Source organism: Hymenobacter sp. BT491, assembly GCF_014349165.1.
In the GTDB taxonomy this organism is placed as follows: Bacteria; Bacteroidota; Bacteroidia; order Cytophagales; family Hymenobacteraceae; genus Hymenobacter; species Hymenobacter jejuensis.
Map to the genome: position 1 here is coordinate 15,800 of NZ_JACSJJ010000008.1, position 17,670 is coordinate 33,469.

The window sequence follows — 17,670 nt, forward strand, 5'->3', positions numbered from 1 at the left end:
ATAAGGGGCATTTGATTACGAACGTGCACGGGAAATATCTTTTTCCCAAATGCGTTAAAGCATACTTCTCTTTTCGAACTGCTCAACTCCCATCGCGCAACTACGTAGGTTTGCGCCGCCGGGTACCATTTCGGGGCGCGGCATACTATAAGCTTATGAGAAAGCCGCTACTGCTCCTTGCTACCTTCGCCTTGCTGTTGCCGACGAGCCAGGTTGTTGCCCAAACCACCCCGGAAGGCCCCGTTTATTTGCGTTTTGATGTTACGGCCAAGAAGCCCGCGCGGCCGCCGCATCCCAACCAAGGCCCCACATACGTGCCGCTCGATGCCGATATTTACCGGCTGATTGATCGCTACGCAATTAAGTACGGCCCTGATTCTCTGAGCGATCCGCATACATCGGTGAAGCCCTATACGCGCGCCAGCGTGGCGCGGCTGGCCGAGCGCATTTTGCAAGACAGCACTGCCGACTTGTCGCCCTCCGATCGCTTCAACGCGGAATACTTGGTGCGCGACAATTGGAATTACGCCAGCGAAGATTCGGCAGTCAATGCCAGCAAGCGGCCGTTCCTGAAGCATTTTTACCGCAATCAGTCGGATCTGTTCCACGTCGACAATCCCGACTTTACCCTGCGCGTCAATCCGGTGCTGGGGCTGCAAGTCGGCAAAGACAGCGACATCAGCGGCCTGCGCTACGTCAATACTCGCGGCGTGCAGGTAGAAGGCACCATCGACAAGAAGCTGGGCTTTTATACCTTCTTGGCTGACAACCAGATAGCCGTGCCGCTGTATGTGCAGCGACGCGTGCAGCGCGACAACATTGTGCCGCACGAGGCTTTTTGGAAGTACTACAAAGACAAGCCCGACCAATACGATTTCCTGTCGGGGCGCGGCTACCTGACTTACGCGGCCAGCAAGCACATCAACTTGCAGTTTGGCTACGACCGCAATTTCATCGGCAACGGTTACCGCTCGCTCATCCTGTCGGACTACGCGGCGCCGTACCTGTTTCTGAAAATCAATACGCGCATCTGGAAATTCAATTACCAGAACCTGTTTGCGGAAATGACCGCCGAAAAGGCCAACCGCGACACGATTTATCAGAAGAAATATTTCGCGTTCCACCACCTCAGCCTCGACGTCACGCCGAATTTCAACATCGGTGTGTTCGAGTCCATTGTGTTTGGGCGTGGCAAAGGGCGGTTTGAGCTGCAATACCTCAATCCAATCATATTCTATCGCTCTATCGAACAGGCAGTTGGGTCCAACGACAACGCCCTGCTGGGCCTCGATTTCAAGTGGAACATCAAGAAGCGCGTGCAGCTCTATGGCCAACTGGTGCTCGACGAATTTGTGATCAGTGAAGTGCGCGCGGGCTTGGGCTCGTGGCGCAACAAGCAGGCGTTTCAGCTGGGCGCCAAGTACATAGACGTGGCCGGCATCAAGAACCTCGATATACAGGGTGAGTTCAACTACATCCGACCTTACACTTACCAACACGCGGATAGCTACCGCAATTACCAGCACTACGGCCAGCCCCTCGCCCACCCTATGGGCGCCAATCTGTACGAGTTGCTCGGCATTGTCAGTTACCAGCCAATCCCGCGCCTAAACTTGGTGGCCAAGGGCTTTCTGTCGACGCAGGGCAACGATATCACGAGCCTGAACGGCGTGCCGTTGACCAACTTTGGCTCCAACGTGCTGCTGCCGTACACCAACCGTCCGCGCGACGCCAACGGCAACATTCTGGAAGCCGGCTTCTTTACCGGCGACGGCGTCAAGACGCACCTTATTCACGCCGACCTCACGGCTACTTACCAAGCCCGCCACAACGTTTGGGTTGATGCCAAGCTGATTATGCGCCGCGTTACGGGCACCGACCCCAATGTGGGCAACCTCACCAACAGCGATGTATTTCCGTCGCTGGGCGTGCGCTGGAACATTGCCCAACGAGTACATGAGTTTTAATAACTAATTAATAATCATATACTTACGTAATGCGTCACGATCCAGCTACCATTCTGCTCTATCGTCCGGTGAGCCAGAAAGAACTGGATTTGATTGCGGACTCCGGATGGCTGGAATTTCCGTTGGAGTTGGAAGAACAATCCATATTCTACCCGGTGCTGAATGAAGCCTATGCGATCCAAATTGCGCGCGACTGGAACGTACCGTACTACGGCATCGGCTACGTGACGCGCTTTGCCGTGGACGCCGACTATGTGGCCCAGTTTCCGGTGCAAAACGCTGGCGATCAGGCGCACGATGAGTTGTGGGTGCCTGCCGAAGAACTGGCGGAGTTCAACCAGCACATCGTCGGCCAGATTGAGGTGGTGAGCATTTTTCAGAGCTAGCTACCGCCTGCTGGCCACGGGCTGCGCAATGCTTGGTTCGGGCTACCTTTGCAGCTTCTATGAAGACGTACCTCCGCATTCTGCAATACGCTCGGCCGTGGGCGGTTTTTTTGCCGCAGTACCTGCTGTACACCATCCTCACGATTGTGTTCAGCCTTGCCAACTTCACCCTCATCATCCCGATGCTGAAGGTGCTGTTTGACAAAACCGACCAAGTGCCACTGCAAGCCCCCGATCATCTGCCGGCGTTTCGGCCAAGCTTTGATTGGGCGAAGGATACGTTCAACTATTTCTTTGCCGACGTGCTGGCCGCGCAGGGCAAACTGGGCGCGCTGGCGTTTGTGTGCGGCGTAGTGGTGGCATCGGTGCTGCTGAGCAACGTGTTTCGCTACCTGAGCTTGCGGCTGCTGGCTAAGGTGCGGGCCCGCGTCATCCGCAACCTGCGCCGCGACCTTTACCACCGCATCATCCAACTCCAGCTCGGTTTCTTTGCCAACGAGCAAAAGGGCGACCTGATGTCGCGCTTCACCAACGACGTGCAGGAGGTCGAAACCTCGGTGGTGAACACCATGACGGCCGTCATCAAAGAGCCGCTGACGATTGTGGCGTACTTCGGGCTGCTGTTTTATTTTTCGGTACCCCTGACCCTGTTTACGCTGGTCCTGCTCCCGATTTCGGGCGGTATCATCGCTAGCATTGCCAAGCGCTTGCGCACGCAGGCCAAGCAAAGCCAAGGTACGTTGGGCTCGATGCTGTCGGTGATCGATGAAACGCTGGGCGGCATCCGCGTGATCAAGGCGTTCAACGCGCAGGATTACATCAAGGAAAAATTTGAAGCCCAAAACGACCAGTACGCCCGCACCTCCCGGGCCATCGACAACACCCGCGACCTGGCCTCGCCGTTTTCGGAGTTTGCGGGCGTGTCGGTGGTGGCGGGGCTGCTGTACTTCGGCGGCACGCTGATCCTGGGCGGCCACTCCGACCTGACGGGCGAAAGCTTTATCGGCTACGTCATTTTGTTTTCGCAGGTGCTTACGCCGGCCAAGGCGCTGTCGTCGTCGTTTGGCAACATTCAGCGCGGTTTGGTGGCGGGCGAGCGGGTTTTGCAAATAATTGATACAGAACCAGTTATCCGCGACAAGCCCCATGCGCAATTACTGCCGCCTTTCCAGCACCAAATCGAGCTGCGCAACCTGCAATTCAGCTACGGCGACGCGGCTGTGCTCACGGACATTAATCTGACTATCGAAAAAGGCAAAACCGTCGCGTTGGTAGGCCCATCGGGCGGCGGCAAATCGACGCTGGCCGACTTACTGCCGCGCTTCTACGACCCCACCGGCGGCCAAATTTTAATCGACGGCCACGACGTTCGTGACTGCACCATTCATTCGGTCCGCGACCAAATGGGCATTGTAACGCAGGAAAGCATCCTGTTCAACGACACCATTTTTAACAACATCCGCTTCAATACTCAAGCCACAGAGGCAGAAGTAATTGAAGCGGCCAAAATTGCCAATGCGCACGAGTTTATCGCCGCTTCGCCCGAGGGCTACCAGACCATGATCGGCGACCGCGGCTCGCGCTTGTCGGGCGGCCAGCGCCAGCGCCTGAGCATCGCGCGCGCCATCTTGCGCAACCCCCCAATTCTTATTCTGGATGAGGCTACATCCGCGCTCGACACCGAGTCGGAAAAGCTTGTGCAAGAGGCCCTTACGCGGCTCATGAAAAGCCGCACGTCGTTGGTTATTGCGCATCGCCTCAGCACCATTCAGTACGCCGACGAAATTGTGGTGTTGCAGCACGGCCGCATTGTAGAGCGCGGCACCCACGACGAGTTGTTGCGGCAGTCAGGCGGCCTATATCAGCGTCTGAATCAGATGCAAACCAACGGCGCATTAGTATAGTCCTGATAGGCTTATAGTTAGGTTTAAGCCGTTCGATTGCAGGCTGCGCCTTAACTGTAATGCACTTTTCTGCGTTTACTATAGCACAGTCGGAGCAAGCTCCACAGTAATGCATTGGCAAAACCCTATATTTAGTGGCCAATCCGCAGCTGTGCGGCCTTGCCGCTTGGTTTTCTAGACCTCTAAAGCCTCTTCCTATGCTTGCTTTAAAACGCCTCGTTACAATTCTGGTCATGGTGTATTTGCTGCTGGCGCTGCTCCTGATTCTGAGCCCGCCTGTCCGCGATACGTTCGTTTCCACCTTCGGACTCAACGGCGACCTGGCCACGTTCTACAACACGCTATTTGTCATCGGAGCCGTGTTACTGGGTTTGCAACTCATCACGGAAAACATTGATAGTGTAATGCTTCGCCGCGAAATTGCTGCACACCAAGGGAAAGTAAATGAGCTGAAAGCCCGCCTCTACGACCAGCAAATGGAACAACGCGAGCGCGACATTCAGCAGCGCTCGGCTGCTACGGCTGCTTCTACTACCGTAGTTCCGCCCACCACAACGGTTGTGCAGCCCACCCCTATCGTGCCGCCGACGGTGGTCAATACTCCGCCTAGCACGGTTACCTACGGCTCAGCCGATCCGGCTTATGCAACTCCGGCGCCCAACGCGCCTGTTACGATTACTACTGAGCCGCACCGGCCTGTGTTTCCGCAGTCAGATCCCAGTCTGATTAACACCCCGCTCGACAAGCCAAATTCGATCATCACTCCGTCGCCTGACCCCGAGAATCGCCCGATCGCGTAACTTTGTTGGGTGATTGACTCGCTATCTGATCTTATCCGGGCCGAACTGACGGAGGCCCGCACCGTGCTCGACCGGTTTTTGGCTGATCCGGCCACGCTTTCTGTCATCGAACAAACCGCCCGCCTCATGGCCGATTCGCTACGGGGCGGCGGCAAAATCCTGACCTGCGGCAACGGCGGCTCGCTCTGCGACGCGCAGCATTTCGCCGAAGAACTGAGCGGCCGCTACCGACATGATCGGCCCGCACTAGCGGCCATTGCGCTTACGGATGCTTCGCACATGAGCTGCGTAGCCAATGATTACGGCTATGAGTTCGTATTCAGCCGTTTTGTGCAGGCCCTTGGACGCCCCGGCGATGTGCTGTTGGCCATCAGTACCAGCGGCAATTCGCCTAATATCATGCGGGCAGCCGAGGCCGCCCAAGCACTTGGTATGCAGGTGGTTAGCCTGACCGGCAAAGATGGCGGCAGCTTAGCCGGCATCAGCGACCTCGAGATTCGCGCTCCCCATTTCGGATTCGCCGATCGCATTCAGGAAATTCACATCAAAGTGATTCACATCCTGATACTGTTGATTGAGCAGCTAGTGGCGACCGAGCAATAACCCATGAAATAAAAACCAGCGGCGGAAGCATTCGGCACCTATTGCCTAATGCTTCCGCCGCTGGTTTTATGCTAAATTTGAAACGGTTTGAAGCGCCGCTGTTTCAATACTCCTGTTTCCCGCTTTTTATTTATCCCAATGCTTACCAAAACCTACGGCTCGGCCGTGCAGGGTGTCAATGCCAATACCATTACAATAGAAGTTGTTGTATCTCAGGGCACTAACTTTTATGTTGTCGGATTAGCCGACAACGCTATTAAGGAAAGCCAGCAGCGCATCGAGGCAGCGCTCAAGTTTAAGGGCTACCGCATGCCCCGCACTAAAGTGGTGGTGAATATGGCTCCGGCCGATATTCGCAAAGAAGGCTCATCATATGATTTGCCCATTGCATTGGGCATTTTGCATGCTTCGCAACAGCTTACTACCGAGACACTTGGCGAATACATCATCATGGGTGAGCTAGCACTCGATGGCCAGTTGCGGCCTATTCGCGGGGTGCTGCCCATTGCCATTCAAGCGCGCAAGGAAGGCTTCAAAGGCTTTGTGTTGCCGCGCCAGAACGCGCAGGAAGCAGCCATCGTCAATAATTTGGATGTAATTCCAGTGGACACGATGCAGGAAGCCATCGACTTCTTCGAAGGTCGCCTAGAAATCGCACCGCTCAAGGTTGATACGCGCGACATATTCCAACACGCTGTCAACCAATACGCTGCCGATTTTGCCGATGTGCAGGGCCAAGAAAACATCAAACGGGCGCTAGAAATTGCGGCGGCCGGCGGGCACAATGTAATTATGATTAGTCCGCATTAAAAAGGCCGTTTTTACACCCGTATACAACCAGCACTACCCATACTTATAAACCGCACTAGCATAGTCGCTAATGCGGTTTTTGCATTTATTTTCACCCAATATTTCGGTCTTTATTTGCCAGTTAGTTACGGTTGGATACGGCTAAATAGTAACCGTACGGTAACCCGGCTTTTGCCTGAATTGAACAAGGTTATTGTACACGTACATCAACCTAAAAACAATTCAAAGACCTATGGCACGCGTTTATATCCGTGAGAAAAAACTGAAAGACGGCAAGGTCTCTCTACGCCTTGACTATTACTTGCATGGCGAGCGAAGGATTGAAACCCTCAACTTGTACATAACACCTGCTGACAAAAAAAGCAGAGACCAATTGAAACGTCGCACTTACGAGGAGGTCTACATCAATGCTGAGTACTTGCGCAATAAGAAAGAACAACAACTCATTACGGACGAGCATGATTTGCCGCTCAAAGTAGACAAAAAAGCCTCCTTTATAGAGTACTTTGATAAGCTGGCTACCAAACGCAACCATAACTGGCAAAGCGTGCGCAAGCACCTAATTGCCTTCAGCAATGGGCGCTTAGCCTTCGGTAACATTAATGAGGAATGGCTTAGCCGCTTTCAAGATTACCTACAGGAGCACATTAAAGACGTAACTGTCTGCTCGTACATAGGGGTCATCACGACTTGCCTAAACCACGCCTTACGAGACAAAATTATTGCCATCAACCCCAGTAACAACATCAAAAAGGTGCGCGGAAAGGAATTACCACCCAAATACCTGCCCGATGAGAAATTAGCTGTCCTAGAGGCTATGAGCAGTGAATTACCAGGATGGTTCACGGATGCTTTCTTTTTCAGTTGCTACACGGGCTTGCGTCTTTCAGACGTGGAGACCCTTACTTGGAATGATATTGAATACACTACTGACACCCACGGCAATTCCTTAGTAAGCATTAGCAAGATGCAAGTCAAAACTCAAGAAATGGTACGTGTTCCATTGAGCGAGGAAGCAGAGGAAATTTTGAATCGGCAAGCGCTAGGAAGAAGTCAGATTGGGCTGGCTCAAGAGCGCGTTTTTAACTTAAAAAGCCGCACCACAACCAAGCGGTATATTGAGCGTTGGCGTAAGCTCACCGGCTTTCACTTTACATACCACTCGTCCCGGCACACCTTTGGTACTATGCTACAAAGTTCAGGTGTGGACATTAATACCACTAGTAAACTTATGGGCCACAAGAGTTTAGAAATGACGCTCCGGTATGCTAAGGTGGTGAACCGCGCACGCGAAGAGGCAATAACTAAGTTAAACAGCTACCGCCGCCGGCAACGCTGATAAGCGCTGCAACTATCCATTACACCACATTAATACCATCGTTAACGTGGTTTTTTTGTATGTACAAGCCAATACTTCGGAATTTACCGCAGCTAGTAAAATACATCGGAATATGACTTATTAATGCTAATAATACAGGGATGCCTAACATAACGACAAATCCTTCACATCTAAAAGAGACCAGACACATGACAAGCCCTTTTCAAAGTTTGAAACTTGACCAATTAAATGAGATGGTTCTGATCGGTAACAACCTACCTTCTTGGCTGCTGGACATTGTGCTGCTTAGCCACCTGTCCGGGATAGCTGTATCTGCTATCCGAAGCCTATTATGGAGCGAATTAATCATGACTACCCAGGCTAGAAAACAAGTTATAATCATTGCGCAAGCAGGCCATGATTTAGATCAACTTTCACTTGTTACGTTAAAAAACCAAGCAACTAATATCATAAGAGAATTACTAAGACAGGGCTACGTGGATACCACTACGAAATATATTTTCACCCCTTCTAGTAGAGATATACTTGAGATTTACGAAAATCAGTTAAGCCAGCTTTCTAATAATCTTATTCATTAGAACTTATCTTAAACCTCTTGATTAAAACTAAGACGATCCTCCCTTGAGGGTTGTCTTTTCATTTATATTGGTATTGACTTATACAATTAGCCTTATGCCCGAAAACCTCAGCGGTATAGCCGTTCCTTCTCCTGAAGATCAACGCTTGCAGGTAGAAGCTTTTCAACTTCTGTTGGAACTAAGTCGGCTTTCATTGGACGAAGCCGTTTTTAAGCTTCGGGAGGTTTTAGAAACAAAGTACACAGCTGGCAACCAGCAGTTAGAAAGCTTTCTTGATATACTCCCAGATCTACTATTAACTGTAAAGCTTGAAGGTGAACTTCAAGGAATAATTTATAATGAGGCGAAGTGGTACTCCTACAAAATGGTGCCTGCAAGCCAGGCAGTGAGAGCAACAGAGATAGAGTCCTTGCCCACAGTGGCGCCATATGAACACCTACTATTCTCGCCCCTTACACCATCTAAATTCATTGAACTATTAACAAGCTTAGGCTTACTCAATGAAGCGGGACAAGCCAGTTTAAGTGCCACTCCAGGTGCTTGGGCTGGTGTAATTTATGCCCTACGAAAAAAAGGATATTTTAAAATTAATGCCGCAGCGGCGGCAAAAGCATTAAGGGAAGCCTTTGGAGCAAAGATCAAAGACAGGACTATGCAGCACGGATTAGGGACGAATGGTAGTGAGGCAGAATCATTTTATAATAAGACCTTGGAAACTATAAAAGAATTGATTTAATCACCTAGTGAGTGCGCATTGATGCGCATCAATGCGTGACGCAAGGAGCCGCATTGTTCTTAGTACACCTTTGTCACAACGCTACTGGCTAACCTTCTCCAGAGCGAACGTGTCAATGAAAAAACCTAAGAAATCAGGGGGTGCTAATATAGTCCCCCCCACGGGTCTGCCTCCAACTGATGGTGGTAGGCCCTCTTGTGCCCTTTTAGTTTCAATCAAAATGCTTCACTCAAGGCATACACCATGTAGCTCTACTTTTCTTGCATTGCATCCGTGGCTTTTCCCGCCCGCTGTGAGCAGAGTACCTCTGTATTTTTAAATCTGAATGAAATAGCTTCTTCTGTCAATAAACGATCATGACAAATTCTTCCATAAACACCAAAGTACAGGGCTTCCCAGATCCGTATCTCAATTTTGAACAAACGAGAGAATACCTGGGTGACCTACCAGCATCTACACTTCGTCAATATACTGCTGAACGCAAGATAACCAGCTACCGGCCTGGCAAAAAGGTGCTTTATAGGCAATCAGACTTGGATGCCTTCATGGCAAAGCATATTAAGCGCTCACATGACAGAATCAATGATGAACTAGACCAAAAGCGCCGCGAAGCCAACGAGTAGGTTTTCTACTGATGTGCGGCCACTTGACTGGGGGTTCACACATGTGCTGACTCCCAGCAGCGGCGCTTTCGCCACTGGCTCAAAAACTTTCACACTTTGCAGCGTTGCTTACTACTTCAGCCTTAAATACAACTTAATTGAAACCAGGTGGACTGTTCACCATCATGAAGCGTGCGGCATACTACAACGTACCACTAGCTTAAATACTAGCTAGGTTATTTTCAATCTGAAGTGGTGTATTCTCTGCCAATGAACCGTTGGAGAAACACGCCTGGCGTAAGCTTCGTCGCCACGCATGTAGACACACAGCCCCATGTTGACGGCTCAACACGCTTTGCTCAAACCAGCAAGTTGATCTTTTAATTGGAAGCCTCCCGATCAGGCCTTCAGTCGGTTTTTACTCATCTCTTCACAACTAACAACTTGTGGCTTCTATGAAGCCGCCTAACCTTGTCATGTCCTACCAAATGTATTTCAGCTACTTCACAGGCGGAATTCAGAATATTTATCCTCTACACCAACCTATTGCACCGCATTTTCTGTACTACATCATAAAGAAACGCGGAATAAGGAAGACAGAAGAATTAAGAGCCCTCCCTATTCACAGCCCAGCACGTAACAAGGTCAAGCATTCGCTAGACTACATTACTCCTGGCGGAATATTTACTAAGCGTGCTGCGCAATACTTGGTAAGCCGCTCTGGTATCATAGTGCTAGACTTTGACCATGTGCCTAACCTACGCGCACTGCGTAAAGTCATGTTGGCTGATCCTATACTCGGCCCTAGTATAGCTTTGCTGTTTAAAAGCCCAAGCGGTGATGGGCTAAAAGTATTCGTGGTAACTGACACGACCTTAGAGCATGAACTTAATTTCAAAATACTTGTACAGCATCTAACAGCTTATCATCCAAAGTGGATTAAATACTTAGACACGCAAGCCTGCGACATCGCTCGTGCGTGCTTCATACCTCACGATCCAGACGTTTACCTAAATCAAAACGAGGAACTCACCCCTGCTTTCCCAACCGATCACAAGCACTTGGACGAGCAAAATGCAAACGTTGCGGGTACATCCTCTCGGCCTCATTCTGGAAAGAAGGCTCTAGCTGACACTGAAGCCTGGGTAAAAGCTGTTGAATTAGCTGGCGGTTTCCCTGACCGTTATGCAAGCTGGGTACAAATTGGCTTCGCCTTCGCCTCTCTAGGAGAAATAGGAAGAGAGTATTTTCATCGGGTGAGCAGAGTTAGCCCCAAGTATAACCGGCGGGAATGCGAAAAAAAGTTTTCTGGACTTTTAAAAGATTATGACGGACGCACTGACATAGGTTCGTTTTTTGGTTTGTGTAAGAAAGCCGGTATCCTGCCTTCAGCTCAGCACTTACTTACTGAAACCCCTATTATTCCCAATCAAGTTTATGGCGCTTTGCCAAAGTTTCTCCAATCATGCTGCCAACCTTTTGCAGAAGGCAGAGAACGGGATGTGATGCTTACCTCAACGCTAGGAATCTTGTCTGGATGCTTTCCGACAGTCATTGGACTCTATGACGGATCTTGGGTGGGCACTAATCTCTATAGCTTTATTGTTGCACCAGCTGCCAGTGGCAAGAGTGCCATGAAATGGGCTTACCAGCTGGCATACCCCCTACACACAGCTTTAGTTAAGGAGAGAATACAGGCCGATAAGGGTACAGAAGAGGAGACACCTTGCCTGCTGCATCAGCTTTACCTACCTGCTAATAATAGTGCTGCAGGGTTAATTAAAGCATTAGCCGACAATGAAGGACGCGGCATTGTTTGCGAAACTGAGGCGGATACGTTAAGTGCTACGCTAAAACAAGATTGGGGTAATTTTTCGGATTTACTCCGCAAAGCCTTCCACCACGAGCCTTATACCTATCAGCGCAAAACTGGAGAGTATTATGATTTAGCGAACCCTAAGCTCAGTATTGTTCTCACGGGTACACCTGGTCAGGTGACGAGCTTAATTCTAAGTGCGGAAGATGGCTTGTTTAGCCGATTCTTATACTACACATTTAACGCACCACCTCGTTGGCGTGATGTTGGTCCCAAGAACGGCCTAGGCGATTTAAGCGCGTACTTTGATAAGCTAGCAGCACAGGTTAGCTTATTTGCAGCTAAGGCCAATAAGAAAACCATTATCAGCCTAAGCGAGGATCAATGGCAAACCCTCAATACTGAAGGAGAAATAGCTTTAGCCTCCGCCATTGCCGAATTAGGAGATGACGTAGCAAGTGTTGTTAAACGCTGGGGGCTGATGACATTCCGCCTAGCAATGCTATTAACCTTGATACGCGGTTTAACGAAAAAGTCAGAACTGCCAGAAACAATTCGCTGCAATGAGCAGGATTTTGCCACAGCCTTATCTATTTCCAGCTTGCTACGAGAGCATGCCTACGTGTTGTTTGAAAGTATGCCTGTGCAAGGCAACTCAAATACTAAGCTTCTGCAACAGGAACAAAGAGTGGCATTAAGGGCTCAAGCTATTGATCTAAAAGAACAGGGCTTGGGTAGCACGACAATATCTAAAAAGCTCGGCATTCCTAGGCAGACTATAGTCAGGTGGACCCAGAACAACTAGCGTACCGTACCGAAAACGGTACGCTGTTCAGGTAGACCCAGCATCTATTACTTGATTGTAAACAAAGCATGATTAGGATTAATATGATGTAGCATGCATTTATTAGGTAGTGCTTTTTACACAGTAAAGGGGTCCACAGCGGTGCGTGAGGTACTTAACCCAAGTAAGTACTCAACTCTTGATCTGCTATCGTGCCTAAGTGTCACTTTTTACCACCTTCAAATCCGTAGAGACCATAGCTCATCCCAGCGTGTCGTATAGGCGTGGCTACGCCAAGTAGCCTTGCCCACCCATGGCGCCACGTGCTGACCTGTTGGTAATAAGGCCGTTGCAAACCGCACCGTATCCATGCCAAAGCGTTTGTTCAGTTGATCTAATTCAGCCATCAAGGCAGTCCGCTTCTCGTTGTGCACTTGCCCACTGAACAAAGCAAGTTGAGGCTGACCAGCCCGCTCCAAGCCATCCAGCACTACACCTGCCTTTTTGTACACGGTGTCAGGCTGCCAGATGCGCTTTAATCCAGCACGAGCATAGCGCAGCAGCTCGCTGGTGTCGTTGGTGGCCATTGGCAAGGTGAGCACTGTGGAAGCTGAATACGGTGGAGGCTCCAGCCCGAAGCGGTCTTTGCTCAGAAATACGGTGAGCACATGCGCCGCCGAACCCTGCCTACGTAGCTTTTCGGCCGTTCGCGAGGTAAATGCACCTACTGCGCCTAACACGTCTTGGTAAGCGCTGAGGGGGATGCCGAAGGTACGAGAGCAGCAGATGGATTGGCGGGCTAAGGTACCGTCTTCACTAGGTGCCAACTGATGACAAGGATACCCTTGCAGTTCACGCACTAACCGCGCCCCAACGACACCTCCTAAGTGCTTGCGTGCCCAGGCTTCCGACACCCGCGAGAGGTGCGCAGCGGTGGGCAGCCCTTGAGCGTGTAGTTTGGTAGCGTATTGGTGTCCGATTCCCCAGACGTCATCCACGCTTATTTGCTCCAAAGCCCACTGACGCTTTTCATCACAGTCCAGGTAGCAGACACCTTCTAAGTCCGGCGTTTTCTTGGCTACACGGTTAGCAAGTTTAGCCAGCGTTTTAGTCGGGGCCACGCCTACACAGGTGGGAATGCGCGTACGCCGTAACACCTCCGCCCGTATGCGGGCCGCGTAACGGACTAAGTCGCCTTGCCAGCGGCTCATGCCATGCAAGCCCAAGAAAGCTTCGTCAATAGAGTAAATTTCTAGCTCGGGGGCGGCTTCTCCCAAGTAATGCATGACGCGCCGCGAAAGATCTCCATACAAGGCGTAATTACTGGAAAACACACGTACGCCGTGCTGCTGCATCAAAGGCTTTACTTTGAAATACGGTTCACCCATAGGGATGCCCAGCGCCTTGGCTTCGGCCGAACGGGAGATCACGTTCCCGTCGTTGTTGCTCAGTACTACCACCGGCACACCCTGCAAGTGGGGCTGGAAGGCCCGCTCGCAGCTAACGTAAAAATTATTGCAATCTACGAGCGCGAACATGGCTGCTGGTGAGGTTGCCCTGCACGAGTTCTGTTAACACGTGCGTGACGACACCTCGGACAAAGAAGTTTTCCCTATCAATGATCTCTGTGGCTTCGTACTTGGGGTTGTCGGGTTCTAACCACCATGTAGGACCGCGCTGTACGAGGCGCTTGACTGTGTATTCCCCTTCCAGCATTGCCACTACTACCTGCCCCGGCTTAGGCTTCATGCTGGTATCAATAGTAATCAGGCACCCATCGCGGATGCCGCAGGCCCCGTCCATGCTATCCCCGTACACGCGGGCCAAATACGTGGAGGCCGGGTGCTGCAACAGCAAGGCATTCAGATCCACTAGGGTTTCCTCGTAGTCTTGGGCCGGGGAAGGAAACCCAGCGGGAATACGAAAGTCAATGAAGGGCACCCATAAAGGAGTGCGGTCAAAAGCCAAAAAAACAACTTCACACATGGCGCGCAACTAAGAGTGGGTCAGCAAGTAATACGATTTGCTAACAATATTAGTATAAGTATTGCTAAAAAATTTATCAACAGGGTGTGGATAACTTTGTGTATACACCCCACATATGCCTCTTTTAGTACCTTTAGTCGCTTTTCCGCGCCTTATGAAGTTACGTCCTGCTCTACTCGCCGTGTTCCTATTGGGGAACGCATTGTTCACCGCTTGTTCGTCGGAAGACGAGAACCCGCAGCCTACCCCGTCGCCTAACAGCGAGCATTTGGCCTTGGGCAACCCTAGCGGCGCTACCGGCGAGGTAAGCAATGCTACTAACTACCTTTTGCTGAAGCCTCAGTATGCCCTCTCCTATCACCGCGACCGGGGTACCCCCAATTGGGTATCGTGGCATTTGAGCAATGACTGGCTGGGCACGGCTGCCCGGCAAGACAATTTTGCCCCGGATAACGCGCTGCCTACGGGCTGGTACCGAGTTACAAGCAGCAGTTACTCGGGCTCCGGCTTTGACCGTGGGCATAATTGCCCTTCCGCCGACCGCACTGCTACGGTGGCCGACAACTCGGCTACTTTTTTAATGACCAACATGATTCCTCAAGCGCCCCGTAACAACCAGCAAACGTGGGCCAATTTGGAGGACTACTGCCGCACATTGGTCAAAGCGGGGAATGAACTGTACATCATCATGGGTCAGTATGGGAAAGGGGGCGTAGGCTCTAACGGCGCAGCCTCTACCCTTGATAATGGCCGTTTGACAGTACCCAAGCGCATCTGGAAGGTAATTGTTGTCTTGCCTGAAGGCGCGAATGACGCAACCCGTGTCACTGCCAGCACCCGCGTCATTGCCGTAGACACGCCCAACGACGACGCCTTAAACACGGCGTGGGGCAGCTACCGTACATCGGTGGACGCGATAGAAGCCGCAACCGGTTATGACTTGCTATCGGCCGTTTCAGAGTCAGCACAGCAAGCCGTGGAAGGCCGCGTAGACACAGGCGCTACTCAGTAGGCAGTTTGAGGTGGTCGAGTTAGGTGAGACAGAGTTGGGCGTTGGTTGAAAGTACTTGTTGTTCAAAGGTATGCGGGCACTCATAGCCTAAAGCCGAGTGCCTTCGCTGGTGATTGTAGTAGTCAAAATACGTGGCCAAGTCGGCTTGGGCCTCGGCTACGGAGGTAAAACTGGAGCGGTCAAGTAATACTTCGGTTTTTACCCGGGACCAGAGACTCTCGGCTTGGGCGTTGTCGTAGCAGTTGCCTTTTCGGCTCATGCTGCGCACTAGCTGCCGCTCGGTGAGCAGACGTCGGTAGCCGGTACCGCAATACTGACCACCCCGGTCCGAATGAACCAGCAGGCCAGCGGCAGGCTGTCGGCTTAATAGCGCCCGCCGCAAGGCCGTAACCACCAGTTCTTCGGGCATACTGCCCAGCACCTGCCACCCGACGACGCGCTTGGAGTAGACATCCTGAAAAGCGGCCAGATAGGCCCACCGCCCGTTTTGCAACGGCAGATACGTGATATCCCCCACCCATATCTGGTCAGCCGCCGTAGGTGGCGGCTGATGCAGCACGTGATTAGGCGCCACGCGTGGGCCCTGCTCACTCCGGGTGGTACAGGGCACAAACGCCCGTGGCTGCACGGCTACCAGGTCGCGCCGACGCAGTACTTGCCGGATGCGGTGACGGCCCACCATGTGCCCCTGCGCCTGCAGTTCGGCCCGCAACCGGCGCGTACCATAGCGTCGCTGGTGCTGGATAAACGTCTGACACAGCGCTTGTTCCCAAGCGCGTACCAGCGGGTGAGAAGTGGCCTTTTTCTGCCACCGGTAGTAACTGGCCACCCCCACGCCGAGCACCTGGCAAAGGCGGCGCACGGGATAGTACAGCATTTGCGCTCGGATAAAGCGGTAGCAGCTCACGTGGTCGGCGGCATGAAGATGGCCAAGGCTTTTTTTAAGATGTCGCGCTCCTGCTGCAAGCGCCGGTTCTCGGCGCGCAGTTGGCGCATGGCCGCACTTTCGCCTTCTCCACTGCCCTCCTCAAGCACCGGATGTGCGGCTTTTTGCCACTTGTACAGCAGCTTGGGGCTGATGCCCAACTGGCGAGCGGCGGCTTGCGTGCTCCGGCTCTCACTGGCTAAGCGCAGGGCCTCGGTGCGAAAAGCGGCATCATACTGCCGGCGTTTGCGCGGCGCGCCGGTGTTTGTTTTCTGAGTCATGACAGAAGGAAGATAACGCCCTTTTCTGTCTCACTTGATTAGACCCCCTCAGTTTAGGCAACACATGGTTGCGCACGTACCGCGTACCGTTTTCGGTACGGTACGCGTTGGGTAGCCAGCAAGTAGTCTTTTACTACCCCCACCAAAGCGCACCCTAGCCCCAAAAGCAAGTCAACTATGGGCATACATGCCGTTTTACCCAGCAAACGAGGCCGTAGCCGTGCGCACTGCCCTAAGGCCAAGTACGTACCCAAGTTTTAACTGTGCACACCACTGAGTGTTGTTTTTGACACCCTTATGCACACAGCAAATTTTATTGGCTTCCGCCAAAACCTTTACAAAGTGCCGACCTATAAGGGCTATAGGGGGGCGGGGGGTGAAGGGGTGAAGGAGTGAATGATGTGCTGATGATAACCTCCTGATGAATACCCTCCTAAGCTAGTACCTAACCAGCAGAACCTGATATCCAGTCAGCAAAAGCAGTAGGAAGGCACAGTTGAGGAAGTAAAAGAGCTTCCTGATTGAAAAGCCATCTTGCTGTGCAAAACCGCAGTCCGAAAGGGTGATAAGGTCCAAAGATTCGGGGAATGGCAAAATGCGGATTGCTTTTATGGCAACAGCTTCGCTTCTGGGAAGTCCAACAACTCTGTCAGTGATAGCCCCAAGGCACGGGAAAGGGAAGCCAATACGTCAATAGTTGCTGACATGTGCCCCGTTTCAATGCGCTGAACCGTCGGCCTGCTCACATCGGCTTCATCAGCAAGGGCCTGTTGGCTTAGCCCTTTGCGTTGCCGCAAGTCCCTAAGTCGCTCGCCGAAAGCCTTCACAAATGCCGGGTTTTTCACTGCCCCGAAGGACAGGGCCACGAGCAAGATTGATTGTATCGTATAAGATACATTTGCTGCCAACTGCTTAGCTTTACTGCAACGGCCCAAACCAAAAGCTAAAGCGCAGCCAAATCTTCGGGATTTATTCTTCGCCTAAGGTTCACGGGCCTTTAGCTAGCTTATATGGCTCACCTAAAGACTATCCCTTTGAAAAAGACGGTTACGTTCGTTGTGTTGGTTCTTGCTTTTGCCGGGTGCAATTCCCTACCAACCTCTAGTGTAAAAGGCACCTACGAGCTCATAGGTAAGCTACA

Annotated in this window: 16 protein-coding genes and 1 pseudogene; 12 read left to right on the forward strand and 5 right to left on the reverse strand. The window is 51.7% G+C overall.

What is annotated here, in order from left to right:
* Nucleotides 1-155 precede the first annotated feature (155 nt).
* The 11 genes and pseudogenes from H9I52_RS21470 (at nt 156) to H9I52_RS21520 (ending at nt 12,346) form a co-directional block, all read left to right on the forward strand.
* On the forward strand, nt 156-1,967 hold the full coding sequence (locus tag H9I52_RS21470) for a hypothetical protein (RefSeq protein WP_187455568.1): 1,812 nt from the start codon (nt 156-158) through the stop codon (nt 1,965-1,967).
* Nucleotides 1,968-1,996: 29 nt separating this feature from the next.
* Nucleotides 1,997-2,353, forward strand: a complete 357-nt coding sequence (locus H9I52_RS21475) for a hypothetical protein (protein ID WP_187455569.1) — start codon at nt 1,997-1,999, stop codon at nt 2,351-2,353.
* 59 nt (nt 2,354-2,412) lie between these two features.
* Complete coding sequence (locus H9I52_RS21480) at nt 2,413-4,257, forward strand: ABC transporter ATP-binding protein (protein ID WP_187455570.1); 1,845 nt, start codon at nt 2,413-2,415, stop codon at nt 4,255-4,257.
* Between the two features lie 197 nt (nt 4,258-4,454).
* A complete protein-coding gene (locus tag H9I52_RS21485; protein WP_187455571.1) occupies nt 4,455-5,057 on the forward strand; it encodes a hypothetical protein in 603 nt (200 codons plus the stop codon).
* A 12-nt stretch (nt 5,058-5,069) separates the two neighbouring features.
* Nucleotides 5,070-5,660, forward strand: a complete 591-nt coding sequence (lpcA, locus tag H9I52_RS21490; protein WP_139517702.1) for a D-sedoheptulose 7-phosphate isomerase — start codon at nt 5,070-5,072, stop codon at nt 5,658-5,660.
* A 138-nt stretch (nt 5,661-5,798) separates the two neighbouring features.
* Nucleotides 5,799-6,464: pseudogene (locus tag H9I52_RS21495) on the forward strand (magnesium chelatase domain-containing protein); the annotation flags it as partial.
* A 238-nt stretch (nt 6,465-6,702) separates the two neighbouring features.
* Nucleotides 6,703-7,809 (forward strand): site-specific integrase, encoded by a 1,107-nt coding sequence (locus H9I52_RS21500; RefSeq protein ID WP_187455572.1) that lies wholly within the window; start codon nt 6,703-6,705, stop codon nt 7,807-7,809.
* 209 nt (nt 7,810-8,018) lie between these two features.
* Nucleotides 8,019-8,387 (forward strand): hypothetical protein, encoded by a 369-nt coding sequence (locus H9I52_RS21505; protein WP_187455573.1) that lies wholly within the window; start codon nt 8,019-8,021, stop codon nt 8,385-8,387.
* A 94-nt stretch (nt 8,388-8,481) separates the two neighbouring features.
* On the forward strand, nt 8,482-9,123 hold the full coding sequence (locus H9I52_RS21510) for a hypothetical protein (protein ID WP_187455574.1): 642 nt from the start codon (nt 8,482-8,484) through the stop codon (nt 9,121-9,123).
* Nucleotides 9,124-9,479: 356 nt separating this feature from the next.
* Entirely contained in the window at nt 9,480-9,746 is a 267-nt protein-coding gene (locus H9I52_RS21515; protein ID WP_187455575.1) for a helix-turn-helix domain-containing protein, read from the forward strand.
* Nucleotides 9,747-10,180: 434 nt separating this feature from the next.
* Nucleotides 10,181-12,346: a DUF3987 domain-containing protein gene (locus H9I52_RS21520; RefSeq protein ID WP_187455576.1), complete on the forward strand. Its 2,166-nt coding sequence runs from the start codon at nt 10,181-10,183 to the stop codon at nt 12,344-12,346.
* 218 nt (nt 12,347-12,564) lie between these two features.
* Here the strand turns inward: H9I52_RS21520 and H9I52_RS21525 are convergent, their stop codons facing one another.
* Together H9I52_RS21525 and H9I52_RS21530 are read right to left on the reverse strand one after the other, a co-directional pair.
* A complete protein-coding gene (locus H9I52_RS21525) occupies nt 12,565-13,863 on the reverse strand; it encodes a Y-family DNA polymerase (protein WP_187455577.1) in 1,299 nt (432 codons plus the stop codon).
* A complete protein-coding gene (locus H9I52_RS21530) occupies nt 13,838-14,311 on the reverse strand; it encodes a LexA family protein (RefSeq protein ID WP_187455578.1) in 474 nt (157 codons plus the stop codon). Before H9I52_RS21530 ends, H9I52_RS21525 begins: the two co-directional genes overlap by 26 nt.
* A 154-nt stretch (nt 14,312-14,465) precedes the next feature.
* On the opposite strand from H9I52_RS21530, the gene H9I52_RS21535 reads away from it, so the two are divergent.
* Nucleotides 14,466-15,323, forward strand: a complete 858-nt coding sequence (locus H9I52_RS21535) for a DNA/RNA non-specific endonuclease (protein ID WP_187455579.1) — start codon at nt 14,466-14,468, stop codon at nt 15,321-15,323.
* A gap of 19 nt (nt 15,324-15,342) precedes the next feature.
* Here H9I52_RS21535 and H9I52_RS21540 read toward each other — a convergent pair whose 3' ends face one another.
* From H9I52_RS21540 to H9I52_RS21550, 3 genes are all read right to left on the reverse strand, one after another.
* The gene (locus H9I52_RS21540) at nt 15,343-16,230 is read right to left on the reverse strand and encodes an IS3 family transposase (protein ID WP_187455608.1); all 888 of its coding nucleotides are present in this window, start codon (nt 16,228-16,230) and stop codon (nt 15,343-15,345) included.
* Nucleotides 16,227-16,529 (reverse strand): transposase, encoded by a 303-nt coding sequence (locus tag H9I52_RS21545; protein WP_187455580.1) that lies wholly within the window; start codon nt 16,527-16,529, stop codon nt 16,227-16,229. The genes H9I52_RS21540 and H9I52_RS21545 overlap by 4 nt, the downstream gene beginning before the upstream one ends.
* 608 nt (nt 16,530-17,137) lie before the next feature.
* Entirely contained in the window at nt 17,138-17,395 is a 258-nt protein-coding gene (locus tag H9I52_RS21550; protein ID WP_187455581.1) for a helix-turn-helix domain-containing protein, read from the reverse strand.
* Nucleotides 17,396-17,670 lie beyond the last annotated feature (275 nt).

What these genes read in the sequence shown, in the direction of transcription:
- H9I52_RS21470 (WP_187455568.1), top strand. Translation starts at nt 156, where the DNA reads ATGAGAAAGCCGCTACTGCTCCTTGCTACCTTCGCCTTGCTGTTGCCG.
- H9I52_RS21525 (WP_187455577.1), bottom strand. Translation starts at nt 13,863, where the DNA reads ATGTTCGCGCTCGTAGATTGCAATAATTTTTACGTTAGCTGCGAGCGG.
- H9I52_RS21520 (WP_187455576.1), top strand. Translation starts at nt 10,181, where the DNA reads ATGAAGCCGCCTAACCTTGTCATGTCCTACCAAATGTATTTCAGCTAC.
- H9I52_RS21500 (WP_187455572.1), top strand. Translation starts at nt 6,703, where the DNA reads ATGGCACGCGTTTATATCCGTGAGAAAAAACTGAAAGACGGCAAGGTC.
- H9I52_RS21480 (WP_187455570.1), top strand. Translation starts at nt 2,413, where the DNA reads ATGAAGACGTACCTCCGCATTCTGCAATACGCTCGGCCGTGGGCGGTT.
- H9I52_RS21510 (WP_187455574.1), top strand. Translation starts at nt 8,482, where the DNA reads ATGCCCGAAAACCTCAGCGGTATAGCCGTTCCTTCTCCTGAAGATCAA.
- H9I52_RS21535 (WP_187455579.1), top strand. Translation starts at nt 14,466, where the DNA reads ATGAAGTTACGTCCTGCTCTACTCGCCGTGTTCCTATTGGGGAACGCA.
- H9I52_RS21485 (WP_187455571.1), top strand. Translation starts at nt 4,455, where the DNA reads ATGCTTGCTTTAAAACGCCTCGTTACAATTCTGGTCATGGTGTATTTG.
- H9I52_RS21530 (WP_187455578.1), bottom strand. Translation starts at nt 14,311, where the DNA reads ATGTGTGAAGTTGTTTTTTTGGCTTTTGACCGCACTCCTTTATGGGTG.
- H9I52_RS21545 (WP_187455580.1), bottom strand. Translation starts at nt 16,529, where the DNA reads ATGACTCAGAAAACAAACACCGGCGCGCCGCGCAAACGCCGGCAGTAT.
- H9I52_RS21475 (WP_187455569.1), top strand. Translation starts at nt 1,997, where the DNA reads ATGCGTCACGATCCAGCTACCATTCTGCTCTATCGTCCGGTGAGCCAG.
- H9I52_RS21515 (WP_187455575.1), top strand. Translation starts at nt 9,480, where the DNA reads ATGACAAATTCTTCCATAAACACCAAAGTACAGGGCTTCCCAGATCCG.